The sequence below is a fragment of the Paraburkholderia sp. J67 genome (assembly GCF_905220265.1).
In the GTDB taxonomy this organism is placed as follows: domain Bacteria; phylum Pseudomonadota; class Gammaproteobacteria; order Burkholderiales; family Burkholderiaceae; genus Paraburkholderia.
In genome coordinates this window covers 52,289-77,963 of the sequence record NZ_CAJMZK010000039.1, presented here as the reverse complement: position 1 = coordinate 77,963, position 25,675 = coordinate 52,289, and the positions used below count along the sequence as shown (strand labels likewise).

The window sequence follows — 25,675 nt, the reverse complement described above, 5'->3', positions numbered from 1 at the left end:
GCGGAAAACGCTGGCCCGAATGCGAAGCAGGTTTCGTCGGCCAACGTGCGTGCGGCCAAGCCCGCCGCCAAGCTGATGTAAGCGCGCCCGGCGCAAAAAGCAGGACATAACAAGGCACGCGAGCAAGGCACGTGATGGCAGCAAAACCCGCAGTAAAACCCGCAGCGGCGCAACCCGTCGTTCATCCGCCGCTGCAAGGCGCGCAACTCGTGTTCGGCACCATCGCGGTGTCGCTCGCGGTGTTCATGAACGTGCTCGACACCTCGATCGCGAACGTGTCGATCCCGTCGATCTCCGGCGACCTTGGCGTCGCCTCCGATCAGGGTACGTGGGTCATCACCTCGTTCGCGGTCGCCAACGCGATCTCCGTGCCGCTCACGGGCTGGCTCACCGAGCGCATCGGCCAGGTGCGCCTGTTCATGGCGTCGATCATCCTGTTCGTGATCTCGTCATGGCTGTGCGGCCTCGCGCCCACGCTGCCCTTCCTGCTCGCCGCGCGCGTGCTGCAAGGCGCCGTGGCCGGCCCGATGATCCCGCTCTCGCAGACGCTGCTGCTCGCGAGCTATCCGCGCGCCAAGGCGCCGATTGCGCTCTCGATGTGGTCGATGACCACGCTGATCGCGCCGGTGGCCGGGCCGATCCTCGGCGGCTGGATCTCGGACAACATCTCGTGGCCGTGGATCTTCTACGTGAACATTCCGGTGGGCATTGTCGCCGCGATCGCCACGTGGATGATCTTCCGCACCCGCGACTCGATGATCCGCAAGGCGCCGATCGACGGTGTGGGACTGGGCCTCTTGATCGTCTGGGTCGGCTCGCTACAGATCATGCTCGACAAGGGCAAGGATCTCGACTGGTTCTCGTCCACGACGATCATCGTGCTCGCGCTGACCGCCGTGATCTCGTTCGCGTTCTTCGTGATCTGGGAGCTGACCGCCGAGCATCCGGTCGTCGATCTTTCGCTGTTCGCGCGGCGTAATTTCACGGGCGGCACCGTCGCGCTGTCGATCGGTTATGGCCTTTACTTCGGCAATCTCGTGCTGCTGCCGTTGTGGCTGCAAACCGATCTCGGCTATACCGCGACCGATGCGGGTCTCGTGATGGCGCCGGTGGGCTTCTTTGCCATCCTGCTCTCGCCGATCACGGGCAAGATCCTGCCGCGCACCGATCCGCGCTACATCGCCACCACGGCGTTCATCGTGTTCGCGCTGTGCTTCTGGATGCGCTCGCAGTACACGACCGGCGTGGACACGTGGGCACTCACGCTGCCGACGCTGATTCAGGGCATCGGCATGGCGGGGCTGTTCATTCCGCTCGTTTCGATCACGCTTTCCGGGCTGCCTGGCAACCGCATTCCGGCGGCGTCGGGTCTGTCGAACTTCGTGCGGATCATGTGCGGCGGCATCGGCACCTCGATCTTCGAGACCGCATGGGACCATCGCACGATCTACCACCACGCGCGGCTGACCGAGCAGGCTACGCCGACCAATCCGGTGTTCAACCAGTCGATGCAGCAGATGCAGAACGCGGCCGGTCTCGATCCGTCGCAGGCGCACGGCCTGTTCGACCGCCTCGTCACGCAGCAAGCCGCGCAGTTGGGCGTCAACGACCTGTTCTGGATTTCCTCGGCGATCTTCATCGTGCTGATCGGGCTGATCTGGATCACGCGCCCCGAGCGCACCAGCAGCGCCGACGCAGGCGCAGCGGCATCGGCCGCACACTGAGGCCCTCTGAAGTGCGCTCGCGCTGAGCGCACGCGAAAAAAACGGCACGTCCGGTTCTCACCGGCGTGCCGTTTTTTATGGCTGGCGCGAATCGAGCGCTTGCGTCCTGCTTCAGGCCGCGCCGCTCACCACCAGACGCTCGGGCGCGAGCACGCCGTTCGCGGCCTTCGCTACGCCCAGCAGGCGCCCGGCTTCGTCGTAGATCCGCACGCGGTCTGCTGCTTCGCAGGCTTGGCGGTCCATCACAAGCGCGTTGAGCGGCAATCGCTGGCCATGCGTGAAGCGGCGCGCCGATTCGGCGTCGAGCGTCACGCTCGGGAACGTCGAGAGCAGCGCGTCCACCGGTTGGAGCCACACGTCGCGCGCGGGCTCGTCGGCGGCCGTGAGCGCATCGAGCGTCACCGCGTGTTCGAGCGTGAGCGCACCCACACCCGTGCGACGCAGCATCACGAGATGCGCGCCGCAACCGAGCGCCTCGCCGATATCCTCGGCGAGCGTGCGTACATAGGTGCCCTTGGTACAGGTCACGCGGAACGTCACGTCCGGCACCGCGGGCAATCCGCACGCGATCATTTCGAGTGCGAGGATCGTCACCTGGCGCCCTTCGCGCTCGACCGTCTGACCCGCGCGCGCGTATTCGTAGAGCGGTTTGCCGTCACGCTTGAGCGCCGAATACATCGGCGGAATCTGCACGATCTCGCCGAGAAACTGCGCCATCGCCGCGCGCACCGCCGCTTCGTCGCAGCTCACTTCGCGCGTTTCGACGGCTTCGCCTTCGGCGTCGCCCGTCGTCGTGCGGATGCCCAGACGCATGGTCGCCTCGTAGGTCTTGTCGGCCTCGAGCAGATCCTGCGAGAACTTGGTCGCTTCGCCGAAGCATAGCGGCAACAGGCCGGAGGCCAGCGGATCGAGCGTGCCGGTGTGTCCCGCCTTCTTGACGCGGAAGAGGCGCTTTGCGCGGACCAGCGCGTCGTTGCTGGAGAGGCCAACGGGCTTGTCCAGCAGCAGCACGCCGTCGAGCAGGCGCCGCGGCACCTTGGGACGAGCCGCTTGCTCGCCCTGAGTCTTTCTGTTCGAAGCAGTCATGCTGGCGAAGTTACTCGTCCTTCGCACGCGTGGCGTTGGCCTCGTCGATCAGACGCGACATCGCGACACCCTTCTCGACCGACAGGTCGTAGTGGAAATGCAGCGTCGGCACGGTGTGGATGTGCAGGCGCTTGAAGAGCTGGTTATGCAGGTGACCCGCAGCGTGATTGAGCGCTTCCTGGGTCGCCTGAGGGTCGCCCGTGAGCGTCGTGAAATAGACCTTGGCGTGGGCGTAGTCCGGCGTCAGTTCGACGCTCTGGATCGTGACGAGGCCAATACGCGGATCCTTCACTTCGCGCATCAGTTCGGAAAGATCGCGCTGGATCTGATCGGCGATCTGCACGTTGCGATTCGGAGAAGAACGTTTTTTCGGCATGATGATTCCACCTCTGTGGCGGCTTTCGTTATGGCGCGCTGCGGTATCCGTCGATCGAAAACCGCGCGCAGCCGCGCAAAAACTGTCGAACAAAAAACAAAGGGCGAGGCCGGCTAGCGCCCGCCCCGCCCCTGATCGGGTAAGCCCCGCGGGCGGCTTGAAAGCCGGCCCGCGTGCGCCGCTGTATTACAGCGTACGCGCGACTTCGGTGATCTCGAACACTTCGAACTGATCGCCTTCGACGATGTCGTTGAAGTTCTTGATCGACATACCGCACTCGAAGCCTTGCTTGACTTCCTTGACGTCGTCCTTGAAGCGCTTGAGCGAGTCGAGTTCGCCGGTGTGGATGACCACGTTGTTGCGCAGCACGCGCACCGACGACGAACGCTTGACGATACCGTCCGTGACCATACAGCCTGCCACGGCGCCGACCTTCGGCACCTTGAAGACCGCACGCACTTCGACCATACCGGTCACGACTTCGCGCTTCTCCGGTGCCAGCATGCCCGACATTGCCGCCTTCACCTCATCCACTGCGTCATAGATGATGTTGTAGTAGCGGATGTCCACGCCGTTGCTCTCGGCCAGCTTGCGCGCGAGGGCGTCGGCACGCGTGTTGAAGCCGATGATGACCGCCTTCGAAGCCGTTGCCAGGTTGACGTCGCTTTCGCTGATGCCGCCGACCGCCGCATGGACGATCTGCACGCGCACTTCGCTCGTCGAGAGCTTGAGGAGCGACTGAACCAGCGCTTCCTGCGAGCCCTGCACGTCTGCCTTGATGATAAGCGGCAGGTTCTGCACTTCGCCTTCGCCCATCTGCTCGAGCATGTTTTCGAGCTTGGCGGCCTGCTGCTTCGCGAGCTTGACGTCGCGGAACTTGCCTTGACGGAACAGCGCGATTTCGCGCGCCTTGCGCTCGTCCGGCAGCACCATGACTTCTTCGCCTGCACCCGGCACTTCCGACAGACCCTGGATTTCGACCGGGATCGACGGGCCCGCTTCCTTCGTGGGCTTGCCGGTTTCGTCGAGCATGGCGCGCACGCGGCCATAAGCCGTGCCTGCGAGCACCACGTCGCCGCGCTTGAGCGTACCCGACTGGACGAGCACCGTTGCAACCGGACCCTTACCCTTGTCGAGCTTCGCTTCGATCACGAGACCCTTGGCCGGCGCTTCGACCGGAGCCTTCAGCTCCAGCACTTCGGCTTGCAGCAGCACGTTTTCGAGCAGATCGTCGATACCCGCGCCGGTCTTCGCCGACACCGGCACGAACGGCGAGTCGCCGCCGTATTCTTCCGGCACGACGCCTTCCGCGACGAGTTCCTGCTTCACGCGCTCCAGATTCGCATCCGGCTTGTCGATCTTGTTGATCGCCACGACGAGCGGCACGCCGCCTGCCTTCGCATGCGAGATCGCTTCCTTCGTCTGCGGCATCACGCCGTCGTCGGCTGCGACCACCAGAATGACGATGTCGGTTGCCTTCGCACCGCGTGCACGCATGGCCGTAAAGGCCTCGTGACCCGGCGTGTCGAGGAAGGTGATGACGCCACGCGGCGTTTCGACGTGGTAAGCGCCGATGTGCTGCGTAATACCGCCCGCTTCGCCCGCTGCAACCTTCGCACGGCGGATGTAGTCGAGCAGCGAGGTCTTGCCGTGGTCGACGTGACCCATGACGGTGACGACCGGCGGACGCGGCAGTTGCTCGGCGTCCGTCGTCGTGGTCGTACCTTCGACCAGCAACGCTTCCGGATCGTCCAGCTTCGCGGCAACCGCGCTGTGACCCAGTTCTTCGACGATGATCATCGCCGTTTCCTGGTCCAGCATCTGGTTGATGGTGACCATCTGGCCCATCTTCATCATCACCTTGATGACTTCCGATGCCTTCACGGCCATCTTGTGCGCGAGGTCGGCCACCGTGATGGTTTCCGGCACGTGCACTTCACGCACGATCGGCTCGGTCGGCGCCTGGAACGTCGATGCGCTGTCCTGGTGACGGCCACGGCCCTTCGGGCCGCCGCGCCAGCCGCGGTCCACGCCGCCCGACGAATCGCCGCGCGTCTTGATACCGCGACGCTTGGCTGCGTCGTCCTGCCAGCCGCCCTTGCCTGCGCCCGGCTTCTTGTTGCGGTCGCCCGCGCCTGCACCCGGTGCGCCCGTCGAAGGCGCTGCCGCTGCGGCGGGCTTCTTCGCACCGGCACCAGCGGCCGGACGCGCTGTACCTTCCGGACGCGCCGGCTTGTGCAGCGTGCCCTTGGCTTCGGCAGGCTTGGCCGGCTCGACGGGCTTGGGCGGCTCAGGCACCTTCACCACAGCCTTGCGCGGCGTGTTCATCATTTCACGGATCGCACGCGCTTCGGCTTCTGCAGCCGCACGGCGGCGCGCGATCTCTTCCTGTTCTTTCTGCGCCTTGTCGGCGGCTTCGCGGGCAGCAGCTTCGGCCTTCTGGGCCGCTTCGCGCTGCGCTGCGCGCTCGGCTGCGGCGCGCTCGTCGTCTTGTTGTTGCTTCACTTCCTTCGCTTCTGCTTCGGCGTTGCGTTGCGCAGCGACGGCCTGGGCGGCCAGTTCGCTCGCAGCGGCATCTGCCGCGGCCTTCTTATTGGCGGCCTCTTCTTCGGCGCGGCGGCGTTCGGCCTCAGCGGCCTCTTCGCGCGCACGGCGCTCGGACTCTTCACGCGCGAGACGTTCCTGACGCTCCTTGAGCTCCTGAGCCTGACGCTCAAGCAGCTCCGCCTCACGGCGCGCTTCTTCTTCGCGGCGCTGCAGTTCTGCCTCTTCGGCAGCGGCTGCGGCGTCGGTCGCATGATTCGATGCTTCCGCCTGGTCGGCGGATTCGTCGCGGCGGACGAAGGTGCGCTTCTTGCGCACTTCGACCTGAATGGTGCGAGCTTTACCCGTCGCATCGGACTGCTTGATTTCCGACGTATGCCGTTTCGTCAGCGTGATCTTGCGCTTGTCTGCATCAGTCGAGCCGTGAGACTTGCGCAAGTGGTCGAGCAGACGCGCCTTGTCCGTCTCGGACAAGGAGTCAGCTTCGCTCGCTTTCGTGACACCCGCCGCCTGCAGCTGCTCAAGCAGCACGCCGGCAGGCATCTTCAGTTCCGCGGCAAATTGGGCTACGTTGTTACTCGCCATTCATTCCTCTTAATGCAAGGACCGATTCCTTGCGGTTGACATCGGGTCATGCGGCACCGTTTGCCCCGCGCTCGTACTGCCAGCTGCGGGGCGGCCGCGATAAGTTCAATGGGTCATGGTCGCTTCCTGCTCGTCACACCCTGGAGAATCACCTGGGGGGATCGCTCCCCCACAGATCACTCGAACCAGTGTTCACGTGCCTTCATGATCAACGCCTTGGCGGCGTCCTCTTCCATTCCCGTCATTTCCGTAAGTTCGTCCACGGCCAGCTCGGCGAGCTCGTCGCGGGTGTGAACTTCGTGCTGCGCCAGTTTCGCGAGCAGATCCGGGTCAATACCGTCCAGACTCTTCAGGTCCAGCGCGGCGTTTTCCACCTTCTCTTCGTTCGCGATCGCCTGCGTGAGCAGGGCATCGCGCGAGCGGTTGCGCAGCTCGTGCACGGTGTCTTCGTCGAATGCCTCGATTTCCAGCATTTCGTTGAGCGGCACGTAGGCGATCTCTTCGAGGCTCGTGAAGCCTTCGTCGATCAGGATGTCGGCGACTTCCTCATCGACGTCGAGACGCGCCATGAACAGGTCGCGCAGCACCGTGCGCTCCTGGCTTTGCTTCTGCTCGGATTCGACCGGCGTCATGATGTTGATCTGCCAGCCGGTCAACTCGCTGGCAAGACGCACGTTCTGGCCGCTGCGGCCGATGGCGACAGCAAGCTCGCTCTCGTCGACGACGACGTCCATTGCGTGCTTTTCTTCGTCGACGACGATCGACTGCACGGCAGCCGGCGCGAGCGCGCCGATCACGAACTGGGCGGGATCTTCCGACCATAGCACGATGTCGACGTTTTCGCCACCGAGCTCGTTACGCACAGCCTGCACGCGCGAGCCGCGAATGCCGACGCAGGTGCCGATGGGGTCGATACGCTTGTCGTAGGCCACCACGCCGATCTTGGCGCGTACGCCCGGATCGCGCGCCGCCGCCTTGATCTCGAGAAGGCCTTGCTCGATTTCCGGCACTTCCATCTCGAACAGCTTCATCAGGAACTCGGGCGCCGTGCGCGAGAGTTCGATCTGCGGGCCGCGCGCGGTGCGGTCGACCTTGCCGATCCATGCGCGCACGCGGTCGCCCACGCGCAGGTTTTCCTTCGGAATCAGCTGGTCGCGGCGCAGCAGCGCTTCGACACGGCCCGATTCGACGATGAAGTTACCCTTGTCCATGCGCTTGACCGTGCCGGTCATGATGCTTTCGCCGCGCTCGAGGAAATCGTTGAGGATCTGCTCGCGTTCGGCGTCGCGCACCTTCTGCAGGATCACCTGCTTGGCAGCCTGCGCGCCAATACGGCCGAATTCGACCGACGGCACCGGTTGCTCGATGAATTCGTCGATCTGTGCGTCGGCGTTCTGCTCGCGAGCTTCGAACAGGAGAATTTCCTGGTCCGGCTCTTGCAAACCCGCCTCGTCCGGCACGACGCGCCAGCGACGATACGTTTCGTGCTCGCCGCTTTCGCGATCGATATGCACACGGATGTCCGCATCCTCGTCGAAGAGTTTCTTGGAGGCCGACGCAAGCGCCGCTTCAAGGGCGGCAAACACCACGTCCTTGTCGACATTCTTCTCGCGTGCCAGCGCATCCACCAGCATCAACACTTCGCGACTCATTGTTTGCGGCTCCTAAAGTCAACTTTGGGGATCAGGCGGGCTTTATCGATGTCCGCGAGCGTGAAATCGAGCATCGCAGGCCCTGCCTTCCCTTCGAATTCCAGACCGATGGTTTCGCCTTCCGGGGCATGCACGATGCCGCGGTACGATTTCCGTCCGTCCAATGGCTTTTTCAACGTGATGACCGCTTCGCAGCCCGCGAAGCGTTCGAAGTCCGCCAACTTCTTCAGCGGACGGTCGAGGCCGGGCGACGAGACCTCAAGACGTTCGTAGTCGATGTTCTCGACAAACAGAACGTGTTGCAGCTGACGCGTGACCTTCTCGCAGTCCTCGATCGCGATACCCGCTGGCTGATCGATGTAGATGGCCAGCATGCCGCGCCCGGTGCGCTCGAGGTCGACCAGCTCGTAACCGAGCCCGGTGACCGTGGTTTCAATCAGTTCCGTCAGTTGCACAATGCCCACTCCAGATGTTCGCGCAGCGAGCCGGCAACTTCCTGTGATTCGGGATTCGCGGGCCGCGCGCCAGGTGAGCGCGCGCTCTTGCACTTCAACCCAGAATGGCGAGCCCGACCCGACGTGATAATTGGTTGCACTGCGCAATGGCGCCCAGAGCCATAAGAAAGGCAATGAACACAATCGGCCGAACCAAAAAAAAATGGGCGAAACGCCCATCTTCTCACTTAGCCAGGTGGTCGCACCTGGGACGCAAATAGAAGCCGCACGCCCAGCGACTCCAAGATTCTAGCCTTTTTTCGCTTTTAACGCAAACCGCGCGACGGCCGCGCAACAGCGTTTCGAGCCGGATATGGCCTGACTGGCGGCGTTTTCAAGGCGATTGGGCGGTAACTCGAAGCGCATGAGGCAACTGGCTCGCACGCAGACTCATCGCCCATGCGACATCGGCGAGCAACGCGCTACGGCGTACTCGCCGCCGGCTCAGTGGCCGCGCGTGCGATTGCGCGGCGCGCCGCGCTGGCCGGAGCGATTGCCGCCCGGTGCGCGATTACCGCCAGCGCCGCCGCCTGCGTTGCCGCCTGCGTTGCCGCCGGCATTGTTGCCCGGGCCACGGCGGCTGCCGTTCGCGTTGCCGCCAGCACGCTTGCCCGCCGAAGGAGCGCGGTTGCCGTCCACTTCCCGCGTGCCCGCGCCGCTGCGGCCGTTGCCGCCATTGGCACGATTGCCGCGGTTGCCGCCGGTGTTGCCACCGCCGTTACCGCCGAAGCCACCGCCATATCCGCCGCCGGCTGCGCCGAAGCCACCTGCCTGGCCGCCACGACGGCCACCACCGGTACCGCCAGCACCGCGCGGTTGACGCGACTGGCCCATCGCGCCATGCGAGCTCAGCACCGGCTCGCGGTTGATGAAGCCCATCGACGTCTGCATCGGATCGGGCTGACGGCGCTCCTGCTCCTTGCCGCCGCGGCCGCCCTTCTCTTCGGTCGGCGCCTTCAGGCCGACTGCCGTCATCAGCGCGCGCACCTGGTTGTCTTCCAGCTCTTCCCAGCGGCCACGCTTGAGACCCTTGGGCAGCGTGATCGGGCCGTGGCGCGTACGGATCAGGCGGCTCACCATCAGGCCGACCGCTTCGAACATGCGACGCACTTCGCGGTTGCGGCCTTCGGCCAGCGCGACGTGATACCAGTGATTCGTACCTTCGCCACCACCGTCGCGCAGACGCAGGAAGTTCGCCGGGCCGTCTTCGAGCTCGACGCCCTTGAGCAGCTTCTGGCGATTGCCTTCGGTCAGCTCGCCCACCACCCGCACCGCGTACTCGCGCTCCACGCTATAGCGCGGGTGCATGAAACGGTTGGCGAGGTCGCCCGAAGTCGTCAGCATCAGCAGACCTTCGGTGTTGAAGTCCAGACGACCGACGGCCAGCCACTTCGCCGTCTTCATCGACGGCAGGCGGTCGAACACCGAGGCGCGGCCTTCCGGGTCGGCATGACTGACGATCTCGCCCGTCGGCTTGTGATAGATCAGCACGCGCGGCGGCTTGCTCGCGAGCTTGCGGCGGATCGGCTTGCCGTTGATGCGGACCTGGTCGGTCGGCAGAATGCGCTGGCCGATGTGTGCAGGCTCGCCATTGACCGAGACGCGCCCGGCGATGATCAGCTCTTCCATGTCGCGACGCGAGCCCATGCCCGCATCCGCCAGCACCTTGTGCAGCTTCGGCGCGTCGTCGTCCGGGCTCAGCACGCGCTTGGGCTGGGCGCGGGTGCCGCGGCGCAGCGCCGGGCCATTCACACCGGTGCCATTGTCGGCGTCGAACGCCGGCGACGTCACATAGAGGAACAGGTCGTCCTGCGCACCTTCGCCAGCGGCGGCCGGCGCGTCGCCGCGAGCCTTGCCGCCACGGCCGCCCTTTGCGGGCTTGCCTGCCTGCGCGGAGGCGCCAGCGCCACGGGCGGCTTCCGGCGCGCCTGCATTGGCGGCACCGGGAGCACCGGCTGCATTCGTGCGGCGGCCCTTCTTCGCGCCCGCTTCCTTGTCCTTGCGCGGCATGCGCACCTTGGCGACGACCACGCCGTCCGGCGGCGCTTCGGTAACGACGCTCGCCCCTTCGGCCGGCGCAGCAGCGCCCTCGGCCTTGCCCTTTGCGCCCGAGCGGCGGCGCGCAATCAGGCTGCGCGGACCGCGGCGCAAGCCGCGGCGCGGACGGTCTTCGCCCTCGGCGGCGTTATCGCCTGCCTCGCGGCCAGCGACCTCGCCGCCCTGGGCAGCGCGCGTGTCGTCGTCGCGCGTGGAGGACGCGCGACGCGCGGATTCGGACGCATCGGTCGAATCGGTGTCGTGGATATCAGTCAAAACAACCTCGAAATGTCAGGTTGCGCGCCCGATTGCGAGGGGCGCGTCAGTGTGTGTGTGTTGCGTCAGATGCCGCGCGGGGCGGCTTCGTCGTCCGTCGTCGAGACGGGGTCGTCCTGCGCCGCGTCGCGGCGGTCTTCGTGTTCTTCTGCGAGCTCGTAGGCAGCATGATCCGCGGACTGCGTTGCGCTCGCCTCGGCGCGCTCGGTCTCAACGTCATCAACGCGAACGATGGCGATGTCCGCTGCGGCTTCTTCAACGTGCGCCGGATGCGTTTGCGCATCGCCATTCGCGAAGAGCGGCATGTCCTCAGTCGCTCGATCAGCCGTCACTGGATCAGCCGTCACCTCTACAGGCGCATCGACTGTGCCCATCGCAGACTCATCCACGCTTTCCGGGCCGCCCGCGGCGATCAGTTGCGCCGCCTCGCTGTCCGGGAATTCGATCGCGTGCTGGGCCAGCAACTGCTCACCAAGCTGATTCGATGGATCGTCGAGCGGCGGCAGCTCGTCGAGCGACCTCAGGCCGAGATCGTCGAGAAACTGACGCGTCGTGGCATACAGCGCCGGGCGTCCCGGCACATCCCGATGACCGATCACCTCGATCCAGTTGCGATCCTCGAGCTGCTTGACGACCTGCGTGTTGACCGTCACCCCGCGAATTTCCTCGATGTCGCCACGCGTGACCGGCTGCCGGTACGCGATGATCGCGAGCGTTTCGAGCACCGCGCGTGAATAACGCGGCGGCTTTTCAGGGTGCAGGCGGTCGAGGTACGTGCGCATGGCCGGCTTGCTCTGGAAGCGCCAGCCGGACGCGAGTCCCACCAGTTCCACGCCGCGTCCTGACCATTCCTGGCGCAGGTCTTCGAGCAGGTTACGGACTGTGTCGGCCGAAATATCGTCGGCAAACAGCTTGCGCAGCTCGCCGAGCTTGAGCGGCTCCTGCGTACAGATCAATGCAGTCTCGAGGACGATCTTCGCCTCTTGGGTATTCATGCAGCCAGGTCAGACCCTAAGTAAGGTAAATCGGGTTCAAGGAACCGGATCAGACAGACGAAAGACGATATGGAACTGGAGACGCGCTCGCCCGATTCTGATCGGTCATATTGATGAGGAGCACGCACCGGGGGGCCGCTATAGAACGCATAGCAACTCAAAGACAGGCAAAGAGCCAGACCCAGCCGGACGGAGCAGCGAAATTCCCGCAGGGAATCGCGTGACTGAGCGCCATCTTACGCAAAAACACCGGGTGCGTAAAGTCGCCATCAGGCGTGATTTGGCCCGTTTGCGTCGATACCGTATTGAGCCATGCTTGAATAATGCGCGATCAATGCCGCGCGCATGCAAACGGACCCGAAATGCAACGTCGCGCGTTTCAGCACTCGCCGTGCCGCGCCAGATAATCCGCCAGACGCGCCACGCCCGCATCGAGGCGCGCGGGATCGCAGGCGTAGCACCAACGCACATAGCCCTCGCCCTCGGGGCCGAATGCGCTGCCCGGAGCGAGCCCAAGTCGCGCCTCGCGCACGAGCGCCTTGCATAGCGCCAGACTGCGTTGCGCGCCCGCGAGCCGGAAGAAGAGATACATGGCGCCGTGCGGCACTTTCACGTCCACGCCCTGCAACCGCGCGAGCGCCGCCGCAAGATGGTCGCGCGACGCGCGCAGATCCGCGACGAGCCCGCGGGTGGACGCCTCGCCCTGTTCGAGCGCGACGACACCCGCTTGCTGCACGAACGACGGCGCACAGGAGGTGTTGTACTCGACCAGCTTGGCGAGGTCGTCCATCAACGCGCGCGGCGCAACCAGCCAGCCCAGCCGCCAGCCCGTCATGAGCCACGCCTTGGAGAACGAATTCACGCAGATGAGGCGCTCGTCGCGCCCGGCAAGATCGAGAAACGACGGGGCGGCGCGCTCGCCTGCTGCGCCGTAATAGAGGCGCTCGTACACCTCGTCCGCGACGATCCAGATGCCGAGACGGCGGCAATGCTCCAGTACGGTGCGCTGCTCGTCGCGTGTCATCACCCAGCCGGTCGGATTGTTCGGCGAGTTGATCATGAGCAGCCTGGTGCCAGGCGTGAGCGCGGCGAGCAATCGTTCGAGGTCGAGCGTCCAGCCGCGCGCACCGTAATCGAGCGCGACCGTCTCGACGTGGGCGCCAAGAATCTTCGGAATCTCGACCAGGTTCGGCCACAGCGGCGTGACAGCGACAACCCGGTCGCCCGCGCCCGTGACCAGTTGCGCGGCGAGCATCAGCGCATTCACGCCTGCGCTCGTGACGGCGATATGGTCGGCGGGCGTCGCGCCATGCAGGTCGCCCACATAGCGCGAGAGCGCCTCGCGCAGCGGCGCGATGCCGAGGTTGTGGGTATAGAACGTATCGCCGCGCGTGAGCGCCGCGGCGGCGGCTTCGCGGATGAAAGCCGGCGTCACCCGATCGGACTCGCCGAACCAGAACGGCAGCACGTCGTCGACGCCAAAGCCTGCGTTCGCCACCTCACGAATCTGCGACGCGCGCAGCGCCTGCACCGCATCGCGCGCAAAGCCCGGCGCGGCGGTCGATGAATGCGTGGAGTTCAGCGAGGGAGTAGCGGACGAAGACAGGTCGAGATCGCGCATCGAGGATTCCGTGGAAGTTGACGGTGAAAAGACGACTGACAGGCACCGTCAGTGTAGCGCCGCGAACTCGCTCGAATTAAACCCGGATTGACCGGGTGCCTCGCTCAAAGCTTGCCGCCCAGCTCCCGGATCAACGTCCACACCGCTTCCGCCGCCGGCGACAGCGAGCGCTCGCGCCGCCGCACCAGTTCGACCGTGCGCTCGGCGCGCGGCACCAGCGAGCGCGCCAGCAGCGACGATCCCGCGGGCACCGGCAAAGCGAGCCAGGGCAGCACGCTCACGCCCACACCGGCCTCCACGAGACCGAATACGGTGGCGGGATGACCCAGTTCCTGCACCACGCGCGCATTGACGCCCTGCTCGTGCATCACCGCGTCGATCAGCGGACGGCTGCCCGAAGCATGGTCGAGCATCACCAGCCGCTCGCCGTCGAGCGCCGTCCAGGGCACCTCGTCCTCGCGCGCAAGCGGATGATCGCCGCGCACGACGACGCAGAACGAATCGGTGGCCAGCAGCTCGGTTTCGAGATCCTCGGCCACAAAGGGCCCGATGATCACCCCGAAATCCACTTCCCCCGATCGCACCTTGCGCACCACATCGCTTTGCACATCGTCGCGCAGGCCGAGCGTGACATAGGGAAATTGCCGCCCGCAGGCCGCCACCACCTCAGGCATCAGGCGGCAGGCGACCGTGGGGCTCGCCGCCACCACCACGCGGCCGCGCCGCTGCTCGCCGATTTCGCGGATTTCGCGCAGCGCGTCATCCAGATCGCCGAGCAGGCGCGGAATCGTCGCGATCAGGTTGGCGCCGACGTCGGTGAGTTGCACCTCGCGCGTCGTGCGATCGACCAGCTTCACCCCCATTTCGGCTTCCAGCTCGCGCACGCAGCGGCTCACCGCCGACTGCGTGAGGCCGATCTCGTCTCCCGCGCGGCTGAAACTCTGTCGTCGCGCGACTTCGATGAACACCCGCAATTGCCGCAACGTCACATTCATCCGCCCGCCTCATGAATCACCCTGTTTCATGCAATTTTAACTCCCTGCTGGATCGTTACAGCCCGGTGAATCGCGGAGGCCATTGTTCGCCGCAGTGCAGCAATACAGAGAAAACGCACGCCTGGCGGGCCTGTTTGCACAAGATTGGTGATTGTCCCGATTTCCCGGTGATGCGTTTTCGAGTCTCATACGCCCCTGGCAAGCACCCGCGCGGGCTTGATGCCACGCGGCTTCGAGACGAAAGTGTGCGAGCTGGCACGCTTCTCGCATTAAGGCAGACACAGGATCGGCGGACGGTCCGATGCTTGATGAGACTGGCCCGTCCCAACCGATTCCGCCTGGTACTCCGCCAACCGGCCGTGAGTACATGAAGAGTGCGCAGCGCGGGGCAGCGCACCGGAGATAGCTTCGCTGAGGTGAAACATGATGCTGTTCGACGATTTGAGAGACAACGAGTGGGCGCTGGTCGAGGCATTGTTCTGTGCTGAACCCGCACGGAGCGAACGACGCGGTCGGCCTCGCGTTGAAGCGCGCGCCGTGGTCAACGCAGTGCTTTGGGTGCTGTCGACGGGTGAAGGCTGGTCCAAGCTGCCCGGCCGCTATCCCTCGCCGCCCACCTGCCGCCGCCGCTTCGACGAATGGCAGGCCGACGGCACGCTCGCCGAAATCGTGAAGCGCCTGGGCACGAGCGGCCGCGAAATCTCGCTGCGTGGCCGCATTGGCGCGACGGCCACGAAGCCGCCCGCACCGCCGAGCCGCGACCGCCTGCGCGGCGCATTCTGGACCAATCCGGAATCGTGGCGCGCGCCCGTCAAGATGGCCTGAGTGGCCTGAAGCGGGTTCGCTACACAAGCCTCACGCTCTCTGCGCCGGGCGCACCTTGCGCCCGGCACGCTTTCCTTCCGCGCGACTCAACGCGCGAGACCTTCCTGGCGGCGTTGTCTGCCCGCCACATTGCTGGCTCGACTGGCCATTCAATGAGGCGACTCCTGTCGTTCGCACCGGCTTGAGCAAGCTACGGTTCCAACGAAGCCGGTACATCCTGCCGCGTGTGCACAATCGATGCGCACGAAACATCTCTTTACCAATATTTACAGCATGCTTTCGCGTGTGTCTCTAACGTAGAGCCATGTCCATCTACGTCAAAACCCCGCTCTGACGGGAGGCCGCCATGAAATCCATGACTCTGCGCAATCGGGGCATCATGGTTTCGCTGTCTGCCCTCGCCCTGCTTGCGTCGTTCACGTTGCCCGTACAGGTGGCATCGTGGCTCTCGATCGACGCTTCGGCCCAGCCCCCGCAGTCCGGCGCACCGCATTGGCCCATTGCACGCACGGGCGCACGCGCGTGGCCGCCCACGAGCGAGCGCATGGCCAACAATGAGGCGCCGCCTGTGCCACGTGGCGACTTGCGCGGCGATATCGTCGATAACGCCCGCCGCAGTCCTGCCTCTCGCCCCGAGCCGCCTCGAACACGCCACTGAACCAGACGCACAGAGAAAGGCGCCCAAAGGGAGCGCGTCACGCGGCGCACCTCGCTCCCCAGAAAATGCGAAATAGATCGAAACAAGACAGGATGTGCTGCCGTCATGATCAGAGTGTGACGATGACGGGAACCAGCGCGCCAGCGCGCGGTCTATCTTTTGCCATTAAGCACAGCGTGGCAGCAGTAATTCCGGTAAGCCCGTATCTTTCGATACGGGCTTTTTTTTTTGCGGGTATAAAGCGATCAGGTCAATCGGGCGCTCACGCCGTGGAACCCGCCGCATCGGATGGCTGTGCGAGCGCTTCGGCCACGTATTCGGCCGTGCGCTGGTCGGTCCACTGGAGCGTTCGTTCGTCGCGGGCGAGGCGCGCAAATTCCGCGCGACCACGCTCGGTCAGCACGGCGATATCGACGGGGGCGTGAAAACCCGGTGCGGGAGCGACGGTGCGCTGCCTGACGGTATCCATCAGGCCGAGATTACGCAGATATTGAAATACTCTGGGACTGCGCGCCCACGGGACCTGCCGATACTGCACCCGCCGCAAGGCTTCGAGTACTGCTTCGTTGGAATACGTGGTCATCTCACTTCTTTCTTAAAATGCAGTCCTGCTGCCATTGAGCCTGCTGCGGCGCAATGTTGGCAAGCACGACGCGGCTTGCGGCCACGCTGCCCTGCCATTGTCCTGCACCGTGGCACGGACTGCAGGTTATTCGGGCCCCCGCGAAAGCGTCTGGCGCAACGGTGGCCGCTCGTCATGGAGCGCCGCGCGAGGCCGTGGCTTCCGGCATGATCGTCGCGGCGGCCGTTGTTGCGGCGCACACCTACGTGACATGCTTCATCCCGAAAACAATACGTTACCTCATTCAAATTGATTCTATTCGGAATATTTGCGCTATTTTTTGCGCTATTCGTGCTGTGGCGCCGTGGCCGCCGCCCCATCGCGATCACGGCTGTCATCTTTTTCTGGCTGCTTGCCTCGGGCTGGCTTGCGAAGCCGTTGCTGGATCTGGCCCAGCCGGCGACTTATCGCACTCCCTACGATCCCGACGCGCAAGCGTCTTCGACGTTCGGCAGGCGCGCGGCGATCGTCATGCTGGGCGGTGGCACCAACGCGCTCGCCGACGGCTCGCTCGCGCCCCCGCACGACGTCTTTGCGCGCATCGCGCTCTCGGCGGCCTTGCACGCGCGCTGCATCGCGGCTGGCGCCATCTGCAAGGTGATCGTGAGCGGCGGCAATCCGGAACACCACGCGGCCAGCGAAGCCGATACCTACTTGCCCTGGCTGTTGCGCGCCGGCATCCCTCGCGACGATCTGCTGCTCGAAAACACCAGTCTCACGACCTGGCAGAACGCGCGCAATGTCGCGCCGCTCGTGCAGACCCGGCGCGCCGATACGCTCTTCGTCGTAACCTCGGCGTATCACATGGCGCGCGCCATGCTGGACTTCGAGCGCTTCGGCATGCATCCGGTCCCCGCTGTGTCCGAGGTACGGTACGTGCGCACGGGAATCTGGCCGCGCCTCGCCAACCTGCGCAATACGGAAACGGCGCTACATGAATTAATCGGGATTGCACAATTTCACGTTTATGTGAGGCTCGGCTGGTTCTAGCGCGCAAGCGCGCAGATCGGGATCGCAATCGGGTCAGATGTGCCAGGATATATCGCAGGCTTGGCGAAGGCTCGTGCCGCATTTGTAAAGGGATGTAACGAACGCGCGCATGCCTTACGCCACGTCATCTGGAACGACCCGATGATCGTTAAAATGACGTGCCTTATCCTGCTCGGCAGGCACCAGCTGGGTCCATAAACCGCTCCTCCGGAGGTAGTGATGAAGAAAGTGTCCCTCGCAGTCCTGATTTCGCTGTCCGCACTGACGGGCGCCGCCTACGCACAATCGGACAACGGCGTCATGATGAGCACCGATCCGGCCAAGGCCGCCGACGTCGAGCAGCGCGCGCAAGATCTCCAGTCCCGTCAGCAGGCCGCCATGCAGGCCCCGGACGAAGCCCCCATGAAACATCACAAGAAAGGCGGCCATCCGCACCACAAAGCGCCCCCGAAAGCCGAACAGTAATGCGTGCAGAGGGGCGTTTCGTCGCGCCCGGGTGAACCTCGCGGTAGCCCTCGTAGCCACCCGCGACTCACGCCAAAGAAGCCGACGCCGGTCCCCGGCCTCGGCTTTTTTCACGTCTGCCGCCCTGCCGCGCCCGTATTCACCGACGGCGGCCTGAAAATCGGCGCCAAAGCGCACACAGGGCGACGCGCGCGCGGGTTATGCTAAAGTCGCGCACCTCGAAATTCCCCCTAATTTGTGCGCGACACGCGCGGAGAAACACCCATGAGCAACATCCAGCTCGACATCGAATGGACCGAAGCGGCATCCCGCAAGATCGAAAAGCTGATGCCGCGCGGCAAGGGCACCGAAGCCTTCCTCGCCCTGCCCCCGGTCGAATGCATGCCGATGGAAGGCGACGTGCTGTTCCTCGGCCCGGAAGGCAAGCAGCAGCCGTTCATCGTCGCGGAGCGCCAGTATCACCATGAAGGCGACGCCGACTGGACCATCATCCTGATCCTCGACGTGCCGGATACGCAGCACTAAGCTCGCGTACCGGGCCGCCCCTCGGCGCGTATGCTTTCGCGCCGGGCGCCCCACTCGCGCGCGATTGACTCCGGTCGCGCGCCGCCTCACCGCCTTCCTCCCGCACCCTGCGCCGCAACGGCGCGCCTGACAGAAGAAGAGAGTTCCAACGTCAGCGCCTGGTGTAAGCATAGTAAGCAGAAACCGCCCGAACTCCCTACACTGAGACGGAGCGTCGGCGTCCGCGCGCAACGCCGCACGGCTCAAACCCATCGACAATGCGCGCCGCGAGGCAAGCCCAGCGCCATGTCGACCGCCGAAGCCGCATCGCCCGTCGCCCTGCTCACGCGTCTCGCGCCCCACGAGGGCGGCTTTCGCGCGTACTGGCGCGGCGTGCTGCTCGAAAGCGCGTTCCAGCCGGTGCTGTCGATCACCCATCAGCGTGTGGTCGGCTACGAAGCGCTGCTGCGTATCGTCGATGCCGCACCGGACAGCGGCGGCCCCGCCGAACTGTTCGCGCGCGCCACGACCGAAGCCGCCCATGAACTCGACGAGCTCGCGCGTTGCCTGCACCTGGCCAATTTCGTCGCGCAGCATGTCGAGTCTGGCTGGCTGTTCCTCAACTCCCTGCCGCAACCCACGCATGCAGGATGGCCGAGTCATGCCGCCATCGGCGCGCTGTGCCGCCACTTCAACTTTGCGCATGAGCGCGTCGTGATCGAAGTGCTCGAGCAACGCGCGGGCGACGAGGCGGCCTCGTTCCTCGACGACCGACCGCCCCCCGGCGGGCGCGATTTTCTCGTCGCGCTCGACGACTTCGGCGCGGGCTTCTCCAATTTCGACCGCGTGTGGCGCTACCGGCCCGACATCGTCAAGCTCGACCGCTCGCTCGTGCGGCGCGCGGCCAATGGCGAAAGCCACGTCTCGTTCATCGCCAATCTGGTGTCGATCCTTCATCACGCGGGCACGATGGTGCTCGCCGAAGGCGTGGAAACCGAAAGCGAATTGATGGTGCTGATGCAGGCGGACGTGGATCTGGTACAGGGATTCTGGTTCGGCCGGCCGCACGCTTCGGTGCACGAGGCCAGCGCCCAGGCACCCGCGCTCGCCCAGTCGATGTGGCAGCGTTTTGCCGACTATCAGCGCCGCAGCGTACTGCGCGAGCAGGTCGATCTCGCCGAAGTGACCCAGGTGATGCTCGCCGGTGCGCGGGTGCTCACCGCCGGCGGCACACTGGACGCTTCGGCGCAGGCGATCTTCGAACAGGCCAACGTGCTGCGCGTATTCGCGACCAACGAGCGTGGCGAGCAGGAAGCACCGTCGATCACCCCAGCGGGGATCGAGCCACCCGCACGCCTCGCGCCGTTCTACCCCGACACCCACAGCAACTGGTCGCGCCGCGAGTATTTCCGGCGCGCGCTAGCCGCACCAGGCCGGGTGGCCGTGATGGGGCCGCACTATTCGCTCAACGATGGCGCGCTCTGCTACACGGCGGCCATCGCGCTCGATTACGCGGGCGCGACCCATGTGCTCTGCGCGGATTTCCCGCCAGCACTGACGTTGCGCACGCCCACGTTGGGCTGACGTACTTTGCGCCCGCGCGCCAGCGCCAGTCCCGGGCTATTCCGTGACGCGCTGGCGACCCGTTTTGACGTCGCTGCGGCGCGCCTTGCCGTCGAGGCGGCGCAGCTTCGAGGCGCGCGTCGGGCGCGTCGCCACGCGCGCCTTGCGCGTCACAGAGACGCTTTCGATGAGTGCGTCGAGGCGCGCGAGCGCAGCCGTACGGTTCTGCTCCTGGGTGCGGTATTCCTGCGATTTGATGACGACAACGCCCTCGTGCGTGACGCGCCGGTCAGACAGCGCGAGCAGCCGCATCTTGATCACCTCGGGCAGCGACGAGGCGCGGATATCGAAGCGCAGATGGATCGCGCTCGATACCTTGTTGACGTTCTGGCCGCCCGCGCCCTGCGCGCGAACGGCGACGAGTTCGACTTCGTGCAGCGGGATGGACAGACGATCGGACATAACGGATAGGCGAACAGGCAGAGAATAAACCGGCTCTGGGCATGCAGACTCAAGTGCACCCAGGCGGCCTCGACAGCCTTGCAGTTTCGCATGAAGCGCGTGGCCGCGACATGCCGCGACGCAAAGCGCTCGACCGCCCAGGCACGCCAGATGCGTCAGCGCTGACCATTCGTCGCGACCGGCCGTTTGCCGGCGCGCGGCGCTTGACCCATACTTTGTTCAACTCGTTCTGGAGTACGCATCCCATGAAAGTGCGTCCAGCATTCGTCGCCGAACTGGCGGTCAATCTGCTGCTGCCCTGGGTCGCGTACCGACTTGCCTTTCCTCATTGGGGCGAAGTCGGCGGCCTGATTGCCTCGGCGGTTCCGCCGCTGGCGTGGACCATCGTCGAACTCGCGCGCTTTCGGCGTGTCGACGCGCTATCAGCGGTCATCCTGCTCGGCATCGTGCTCTCGCTGCTCGCCATGGCCTTCGGCGGCGGCACGCGCGCGCTGCTGATGCGCGAAAGCTTCTCGACCGGGGCGATCGGCGTGACGTTCCTGCTTTCGCTGCTCGCGCGTCGCCCGATCGTGTTCTATCTGACGCGCGCCACCGTCGCGCGCGAGACGCGTGAAGGCGTTGCCCGGCTCGAACTGCTCTGGAGCGAGAACCGCAGCTTCGTGGCAGCCATGCGTCTCCTGACCTTCGTGTGGGGCACGGGTCTCATCGCCGATGCCTCACTGCGCACGTATCTAGCCGCCACCTGGCCGATCGAGCGCTTCCTCGTGGTCTCGCCGATTCTCGGCTATTGCATGTTTGGCGCGCTGCTCGCGTGGACTTTCTGGTACCGCACACGCATGCGTCGCATCCGCGGCACGCATGGGCTGCTCGGCGACGCGACGACGCTAAGCGCGGACTGACGCGAGGCTGCGCGGGCACGCTGAAAACGCCCGCGGGGCTGCGCGCGCTTGAGCCGCAAGCGCGCGGGAAACCCCGAATACCGAGACGGACGGATCGCACCCGAAATCATTTAAACTCACCGCCATAGTCCGCGGCGCTTCCGTCCGCACCCGAACACCTTGGCAGTCGATGCGCTATTCCGTAGAAATCAGGAAGTTCCTTTACAGCCAGTACTTCTACGGCGGCCTGCGCATCGCGGTCGGCATCTCGCTCCCGGCCATCCTGTGCCTGTTCGTGTTCGACAAGAGCGATCTGGGCTTCACCATCTCGACGGGAGCGCTCGGCGCCTGTGTGGTCGACATGCCCGGCCCGCTCAAATACAAGCGCAACGAGATGCTGGCGTGCAGCGCGATCGGTTTTCTGGCCGCCTACGCCACGGGCCTCGCCACCTTCAGTCCGATCGCCCTTTGGGCCACGGTCGTCCCGCTCACCTTCGTGCTCTCGCTGATCGTCGTCTACGGCAATCGCTGGCCGCAGATCAGCTTCGCCACGCTGTTCATGATGGTGATGACGCTCGAAGAGCATTTCACGCCGCACCAGGCGCTCGTCAACGCCGCGTGGATCCTGCTGGGCGGGCTCTGGTACACGGGCTGGTCGACGCTCGTGAGCCGCCTGATGCTCGATCGCATCGAGCAACAGGCGCTCGCCGAAAGCGTGTTCGCCTGCGCCGACTACCTGCTCGCGCGCGCCCAGTTTTTCGATCTCGATAACGATCTCGACGAGTGTTTCCGAAACCTCGTCGCCAAGCAGATCGCGGCGGTCGAGCGCCAGGACGCGGCGCGCGACATCGTGCTGCGCAATCTGCCCAAGCTCAGGAGCGGGCGCGTCGATGCGCGCCGCGCGATGCACTTCAACCTGTTCATCAACACGGTCGATCTGCACGAGCTGTTCGTGGGCGCACACACCGACTACCCGCTCGTGCGCAACACCTTCGGCGGCTCCGACCTGCTGGTGTTCTATCGCGACCTGATCCGCAAGGCCGCGGCGGATCTCGAAGACATCGGCCTCGCCGTGCTTCAGAACGAGGCGCCGCGCGCGAACGTCAACGTCAAGGCCGAGCTGCGCGCCATCGAGTTCGAACTCGACCTGCTCAAGCGGCGCGACCTGCCGACCAAAGATCCCGAAGCCTACGCCGCGATCTCGGCCTCGTTCAGGCGCATCTGGAGCGCAACGCGTCTGATCGACCGCATGCGCCGCAGCCTCGCGAGCGAAGTGCCGACCACCGAAACCGAGTTGCGCATCGACGAAGCCCTGACGCGCTTCGTGACGAACCGCCGCGTGTCCTGGCTGCAAATCTTTTCGAACCTCACGATGGCCTCGCCGAGCTTTCGTCACGCGCTGCGCGTGACGATCGCCGTGGCCGCGGGCTTCTGGATCGGGCGGCTACTGCCGCTCACCAACGCCTACTGGATCGTGATGACGACCATCATCATCCTGAAGCCCGGCTACTCGCTCACGCGCCAGCGCAACGCGCAGCGTATCGTCGGCACGCTGATCGGCTGCGTGGCCAGCATCGCGCTGATCCTGCTGGTCAAGCAGCCGCTCGTGCTGCTCGTGTCCATGTTCGCGGCGATGGTGATGAGCTACAGCCTGCTGCTCTTCAACTACACCGCGAGTGTGGTGTTCACGTCGGCCTATGTGCTGCTGATGTTCCATCTGCTCGCGCCGGGCAGCATGCGCATCATCGGCGAGCGCGCGATCGACACGGTGGTGGGCTGCATGATCGCCATCGCTGCGAGCCATTTGTTCCCGTACTGGGAATACCGGCTGATGGGCAAGCTCGTGCAGGACATGATCGCCGCGACGCGCAGCTATCTGGAGGCGTCCTGGTGGTGGAGCGCACGCCCGGCTGCTACGCAAGCGGCGTACGCCGGGCCGATGCTCACGGAGGCAGCGGCGCGCGTGCCGGCACAGGCAACGCAGGCAAGCTCGTCTGCCACGGCCCCGGCCGTGCAGGAACAGGAAGCGCTCGCGCTGGAAGGCGCGGCCGGGCCCGGCCCGGTTGTGGCGGTCGCAGCGAAGGTGTCGGCACAGGCTAGTGCGCAGTGGGATACGCCGATGGGAGCGCAACCGGATGCGCAATCACGCGCACCGTTGGACAAACCGGCCCAGGAACCAGCACAAGGACAAGGCGCACAGTCCAGCAGCCCCCCATCGACCACGGCCGGCGGCGCCGTGCCCTCGCTCGCGCGCGACTTCCGCTATCGGCTTGCGCGCAAGAACGTGCACGTGGCGTTCGCAAATCTGGGTCAGGCATTCCAGCGCATGATGCTCGAACCGAAATCGGCGCAGAAGTTCGTGCCCGAACTCAACGACCTGCTGGTGCGCAGCCACGTGCTGGCCTCGCAGATCACCGCCTCCGCGCCGCTCTTGCGCAGCGCCTCGAACGCCGATCAGGGCACGTCTGCGCTGAAGCTCGACGCGCTAGACCAGGCGCTGAACTGCGTACGGAACAATCTCGTCGCCGCCGAAGCCGGCACGCCGCCACCCGACGATCAGATCGAGATCACGCGTCGCCTGACACGCGATCTCGACACGATGGTGGTGGAAACGGAACGCGCGACCGGCACCGCCGGCGATCTCGCCCATGATCTGAAGATGCTTGCGCACCAATGCAAGCAGATGCTCGCGGCATCGTGGCTGATCCGCAAGGACGCCAGTCTGATCCGCTTGCCGCAGGAGTGAGCGCGAGGCGCGCGGCGCCACTCACAGCGTGACTTTGCGTGGACTTTATTGCGCCGCGCCGCTGGCCTGCGACGCGCTCGCGGCAGCGCTAGCGGAATGGCTCGCGGCCTGCACGCCGAGCGCTTCGTCGTACTCGCGTTTGCTACGCAGCGCGTTGAAGAGCACGGTGCCGATCACGATGAGCACCACCACCACGATCATCACGCCGATGCCAAAGGTGGGGTTCTTCTTGCGCGTATCGTTCATGGATCGTGGCCTGCCCGACGAGAGAGAAAGAGGGAACGGGCATTCTACGCCGCGACGCCTTGCAGACGGCTTGCGGTTCCAGGAATAGCGAGGATCAGCGCGCGACGCTGGGTCAGGGTGTCAGGTGCCGCGCACCGGCATCGCCGTCGAATACTTGATCTGCTCCATCGCAAAGCTCGAACTCACGTCGAACAGCGGCACCGAGCGAATCAGTTGCTTGTAGACGCGGTCGAAGTCGTCGATATCCGAGACCACCACGCGCAACAAATAATCGGTCTCGCCACTCATGCGGTAACACTCCACGATCTCGGGAAAATCCTGCACCGCGCGCGTGAAGGTCTGCGCCCACGCCTCGGTGTGCTGGTTGGTGCGCACGGCGACGAAGACCGTCGTGCCCACGCCCAGTTTCTTCGGATCGCACAGCGCCACCTGTGCGCGAATGACGCCGGTTTCCTTGAGCCGCTGCACGCGTTTCCAGCACGGCGTCTGCGAAAGATTGACGCGCTGCGCCAGTTCCGCGACTGGCATGGTCGCATCCTGCTGCAACAACTCGACCAGCTTTCTGTCGATGATATCCATTCCCCACCACCCCGTAACGTAGAAATTTCTTCTATCTTACGCCGCAATGGCAAAAAAGAAGGGAAACTCTTTCTCGGCGCGTGGCGGTACTCTCCTTGTAGGCCCACGCAACGAGAGAAACCATGAACGCCTCAACCGATCCCGCCCTGCTCCGCGCCGCCACCGCACTGGCCGCGCCGGATCATGAAGCCGCCGTGGCCCGGCTTTGCGCCGCTCTCGACGCCGCCTTCGACGCCTGTAGCACACCCGACGATCCGTCGCGCTGCGCCGCCTTTGCGCGCGGCGTGCGTGCGGCGCTCGGTCTTGCGCTCGCCGATCCCGCGCTGGTCACGCCCGCGCAGCACGAGGGCTGCGCGACGCGCTATCGGCGGCATCTGATTGCGGCCTGTCCACGTGGACGTTACACGGTTGCCGCACTGGTCTGGCTACCGGGACAGGCAAGCCCGATCCACGCGCATCACACCTGGTGCGGCTACGCGGTACTCGAAGGGACGTTGACGGAAACGCTCTATCGATGGGATAGCGCGCGAGACGGCGCCACGGTGCTGCGCGCACATGCGCGTTCGGCAGGGGCCGTGGCCTTCGGCGGCCAGGGCCGCACGGGCATTCATCGTCTTTCGCGTGCCGTCGGCGATGCGGGCGGGCCGTGCGTCTCGCTGCATGTGTACGGCGTGCCGGCCGAACGCATCGCCACCGACGTCAACGATATCGTGCCGCTCGTCACGTTGCACGCCGCCTGAAACGCCAAGACT

Annotated in this window: 22 protein-coding genes and 1 pseudogene; 10 read left to right on the top strand and 13 right to left on the bottom strand. The window is 65.1% G+C overall.

What is annotated here, in order from left to right; all coding sequences use genetic code 11:
• The first annotated feature begins 134 nt into the window (after positions 1 to 134).
• The gene (locus U5782_RS38240) at positions 135 to 1,724 is read left to right on the top strand and encodes a DHA2 family efflux MFS transporter permease subunit (protein WP_322049048.1); all 1,590 of its coding nucleotides are present in this window, start codon (positions 135 to 137) and stop codon (positions 1,722 to 1,724) included.
• A gap of 111 nt (positions 1,725 to 1,835) precedes the next feature.
• Here U5782_RS38240 and truB read toward each other — a convergent pair whose 3' ends face one another.
• The 9 genes from truB to U5782_RS38195 form a co-directional block, all read right to left on the bottom strand.
• On the bottom strand, positions 1,836 to 2,810 hold the full coding sequence (gene truB / locus U5782_RS38235; protein ID WP_322049047.1) for a tRNA pseudouridine(55) synthase TruB: 975 nt from the start codon (positions 2,808 to 2,810) through the stop codon (positions 1,836 to 1,838).
• 10 nt (positions 2,811 to 2,820) lie between these two features.
• Positions 2,821 to 3,186 (bottom strand): 30S ribosome-binding factor RbfA, encoded by a 366-nt coding sequence (gene rbfA, locus U5782_RS38230; RefSeq protein ID WP_322049046.1) that lies wholly within the window; start codon positions 3,184 to 3,186, stop codon positions 2,821 to 2,823.
• Between the two features lie 186 nt (positions 3,187 to 3,372).
• The gene (gene infB, locus U5782_RS38225) at positions 3,373 to 6,315 is read right to left on the bottom strand and encodes a translation initiation factor IF-2 (protein ID WP_322049045.1); all 2,943 of its coding nucleotides are present in this window, start codon (positions 6,313 to 6,315) and stop codon (positions 3,373 to 3,375) included.
• Between the two features lie 176 nt (positions 6,316 to 6,491).
• Positions 6,492 to 7,967 (bottom strand): transcription termination factor NusA, encoded by a 1,476-nt coding sequence (gene nusA / locus U5782_RS38220; RefSeq protein ID WP_322049044.1) that lies wholly within the window; start codon positions 7,965 to 7,967, stop codon positions 6,492 to 6,494.
• Entirely contained in the window at positions 7,964 to 8,422 is a 459-nt protein-coding gene (gene rimP, locus U5782_RS38215) for a ribosome maturation factor RimP (protein WP_065061251.1), read from the bottom strand. Before rimP ends, nusA begins: the two co-directional genes overlap by 4 nt.
• A gap of 483 nt (positions 8,423 to 8,905) precedes the next feature.
• On the bottom strand, positions 8,906 to 10,774 hold the full coding sequence (gene rluB / locus U5782_RS38210; protein ID WP_322049043.1) for a 23S rRNA pseudouridine(2605) synthase RluB: 1,869 nt from the start codon (positions 10,772 to 10,774) through the stop codon (positions 8,906 to 8,908).
• A gap of 65 nt (positions 10,775 to 10,839) precedes the next feature.
• Positions 10,840 to 11,769 carry an SMC-Scp complex subunit ScpB gene (gene scpB / locus U5782_RS38205; RefSeq protein WP_322049042.1) on the bottom strand — a complete coding sequence of 310 codons (930 nt, stop codon included), beginning with the start codon at positions 11,767 to 11,769 and terminating at the stop codon, positions 10,840 to 10,842.
• A gap of 379 nt (positions 11,770 to 12,148) precedes the next feature.
• Positions 12,149 to 13,390, bottom strand: a complete 1,242-nt coding sequence (locus U5782_RS38200; RefSeq protein ID WP_322049041.1) for a pyridoxal phosphate-dependent aminotransferase — start codon at positions 13,388 to 13,390, stop codon at positions 12,149 to 12,151.
• Between the two features lie 104 nt (positions 13,391 to 13,494).
• The gene (locus tag U5782_RS38195) at positions 13,495 to 14,385 is read right to left on the bottom strand and encodes a LysR family transcriptional regulator (protein WP_322049040.1); all 891 of its coding nucleotides are present in this window, start codon (positions 14,383 to 14,385) and stop codon (positions 13,495 to 13,497) included.
• A gap of 426 nt (positions 14,386 to 14,811) precedes the next feature.
• Between U5782_RS38195 and U5782_RS38190 the strand changes: the two are divergent.
• Positions 14,812 to 15,207: pseudogene (locus U5782_RS38190) on the top strand (transposase); the annotation flags it as partial.
• Between the two features lie 349 nt (positions 15,208 to 15,556).
• Positions 15,557 to 15,868 carry a hypothetical protein gene (locus U5782_RS38185; protein ID WP_322049039.1) on the top strand — a complete coding sequence of 104 codons (312 nt, stop codon included), beginning with the start codon at positions 15,557 to 15,559 and terminating at the stop codon, positions 15,866 to 15,868.
• A gap of 262 nt (positions 15,869 to 16,130) precedes the next feature.
• On the opposite strand, the gene U5782_RS38180 is transcribed toward U5782_RS38185, so the two are convergent.
• On the bottom strand, positions 16,131 to 16,451 hold the full coding sequence (locus tag U5782_RS38180; RefSeq protein WP_322049038.1) for a hypothetical protein: 321 nt from the start codon (positions 16,449 to 16,451) through the stop codon (positions 16,131 to 16,133).
• Positions 16,452 to 16,781: 330 nt separating this feature from the next.
• Between U5782_RS38180 and U5782_RS38175 the strand changes: the two genes are divergently transcribed.
• The 4 genes from U5782_RS38175 (at position 16,782) to U5782_RS38160 (ending at position 20,033) form a co-directional block, all read left to right on the top strand.
• Entirely contained in the window at positions 16,782 to 17,480 is a 699-nt protein-coding gene (locus U5782_RS38175) for a YdcF family protein (RefSeq protein ID WP_322049037.1), read from the top strand.
• Between the two features lie 219 nt (positions 17,481 to 17,699).
• Complete coding sequence (locus U5782_RS38170) at positions 17,700 to 17,945, top strand: hypothetical protein (protein WP_322049036.1); 246 nt, start codon at positions 17,700 to 17,702, stop codon at positions 17,943 to 17,945.
• Between the two features lie 264 nt (positions 17,946 to 18,209).
• Positions 18,210 to 18,470: a DNA-binding protein gene (locus U5782_RS38165; protein WP_322049035.1), complete on the top strand. Its 261-nt coding sequence runs from the start codon at positions 18,210 to 18,212 to the stop codon at positions 18,468 to 18,470.
• 285 nt (positions 18,471 to 18,755) lie between these two features.
• A complete protein-coding gene (locus tag U5782_RS38160) occupies positions 18,756 to 20,033 on the top strand; it encodes an EAL domain-containing protein (RefSeq protein WP_322049034.1) in 1,278 nt (425 codons plus the stop codon).
• Positions 20,034 to 20,069: 36 nt separating this feature from the next.
• Here U5782_RS38160 and arfB read toward each other — a convergent pair whose 3' ends face one another.
• A complete protein-coding gene (gene arfB / locus U5782_RS38155) occupies positions 20,070 to 20,474 on the bottom strand; it encodes an alternative ribosome rescue aminoacyl-tRNA hydrolase ArfB (RefSeq protein WP_322049033.1) in 405 nt (134 codons plus the stop codon).
• Positions 20,475 to 20,719: 245 nt separating this feature from the next.
• Between arfB and U5782_RS38150 the strand changes: the two genes are divergently transcribed.
• Positions 20,720 to 21,373 carry a VC0807 family protein gene (locus U5782_RS38150; protein ID WP_322049032.1) on the top strand — a complete coding sequence of 218 codons (654 nt, stop codon included), beginning with the start codon at positions 20,720 to 20,722 and terminating at the stop codon, positions 21,371 to 21,373.
• A 169-nt stretch (positions 21,374 to 21,542) separates the two neighbouring features.
• Positions 21,543 to 24,098, top strand: coding sequence for an FUSC family protein (locus tag U5782_RS38145; RefSeq protein ID WP_322049031.1), 2,556 nt, complete (start codon positions 21,543 to 21,545; stop codon positions 24,096 to 24,098).
• A 45-nt stretch (positions 24,099 to 24,143) separates the two neighbouring features.
• On the opposite strand, the gene U5782_RS38140 is transcribed toward U5782_RS38145, so the two are convergent.
• The gene (locus U5782_RS38140) at positions 24,144 to 24,344 is read right to left on the bottom strand and encodes a hypothetical protein (RefSeq protein ID WP_322049030.1); all 201 of its coding nucleotides are present in this window, start codon (positions 24,342 to 24,344) and stop codon (positions 24,144 to 24,146) included.
• Positions 24,345 to 24,464: 120 nt separating this feature from the next.
• A complete protein-coding gene (locus tag U5782_RS38135; RefSeq protein ID WP_322049029.1) occupies positions 24,465 to 24,923 on the bottom strand; it encodes an Lrp/AsnC family transcriptional regulator in 459 nt (152 codons plus the stop codon).
• 122 nt (positions 24,924 to 25,045) lie between these two features.
• On the opposite strand from U5782_RS38135, the gene U5782_RS38130 reads away from it, so the two are divergent.
• Positions 25,046 to 25,663: a cysteine dioxygenase family protein gene (locus U5782_RS38130; protein ID WP_322049028.1), complete on the top strand. Its 618-nt coding sequence runs from the start codon at positions 25,046 to 25,048 to the stop codon at positions 25,661 to 25,663.
• The last annotated feature ends 12 nt before the right edge of the window (positions 25,664 to 25,675 follow it).

Coding starts and splice junctions, on each gene's coding strand:
- infB (WP_322049045.1), bottom strand. CDS start 6,315: ATGGCGAGTAACAACGTAGCCCAATTTGCCGCGGAACTGAAGATGCCT.
- arfB (WP_322049033.1), bottom strand. CDS start 20,474: ATGTCCGATCGTCTGTCCATCCCGCTGCACGAAGTCGAACTCGTCGCC.
- U5782_RS38150 (WP_322049032.1), top strand. CDS start 20,720: ATGAAAGTGCGTCCAGCATTCGTCGCCGAACTGGCGGTCAATCTGCTG.
- U5782_RS38195 (WP_322049040.1), bottom strand. CDS start 14,385: ATGAATGTGACGTTGCGGCAATTGCGGGTGTTCATCGAAGTCGCGCGA.
- U5782_RS38130 (WP_322049028.1), top strand. CDS start 25,046: ATGAACGCCTCAACCGATCCCGCCCTGCTCCGCGCCGCCACCGCACTG.
- U5782_RS38170 (WP_322049036.1), top strand. CDS start 17,700: ATGAAGAAAGTGTCCCTCGCAGTCCTGATTTCGCTGTCCGCACTGACG.
- U5782_RS38160 (WP_322049034.1), top strand. CDS start 18,756: ATGTCGACCGCCGAAGCCGCATCGCCCGTCGCCCTGCTCACGCGTCTC.
- U5782_RS38165 (WP_322049035.1), top strand. CDS start 18,210: ATGAGCAACATCCAGCTCGACATCGAATGGACCGAAGCGGCATCCCGC.
- U5782_RS38200 (WP_322049041.1), bottom strand. CDS start 13,390: ATGCGCGATCTCGACCTGTCTTCGTCCGCTACTCCCTCGCTGAACTCC.
- U5782_RS38240 (WP_322049048.1), top strand. CDS start 135: ATGGCAGCAAAACCCGCAGTAAAACCCGCAGCGGCGCAACCCGTCGTT.
- U5782_RS38145 (WP_322049031.1), top strand. CDS start 21,543: ATGCGCTATTCCGTAGAAATCAGGAAGTTCCTTTACAGCCAGTACTTC.
- U5782_RS38140 (WP_322049030.1), bottom strand. CDS start 24,344: ATGAACGATACGCGCAAGAAGAACCCCACCTTTGGCATCGGCGTGATG.
- U5782_RS38135 (WP_322049029.1), bottom strand. CDS start 24,923: ATGGATATCATCGACAGAAAGCTGGTCGAGTTGTTGCAGCAGGATGCG.
- scpB (WP_322049042.1), bottom strand. CDS start 11,769: ATGAATACCCAAGAGGCGAAGATCGTCCTCGAGACTGCATTGATCTGT.
- U5782_RS38185 (WP_322049039.1), top strand. CDS start 15,557: ATGAAATCCATGACTCTGCGCAATCGGGGCATCATGGTTTCGCTGTCT.
- nusA (WP_322049044.1), bottom strand. CDS start 7,967: ATGAGTCGCGAAGTGTTGATGCTGGTGGATGCGCTGGCACGCGAGAAG.
- U5782_RS38180 (WP_322049038.1), bottom strand. CDS start 16,451: ATGACCACGTATTCCAACGAAGCAGTACTCGAAGCCTTGCGGCGGGTG.
- truB (WP_322049047.1), bottom strand. CDS start 2,810: ATGACTGCTTCGAACAGAAAGACTCAGGGCGAGCAAGCGGCTCGTCCC.
- rbfA (WP_322049046.1), bottom strand. CDS start 3,186: ATGCCGAAAAAACGTTCTTCTCCGAATCGCAACGTGCAGATCGCCGAT.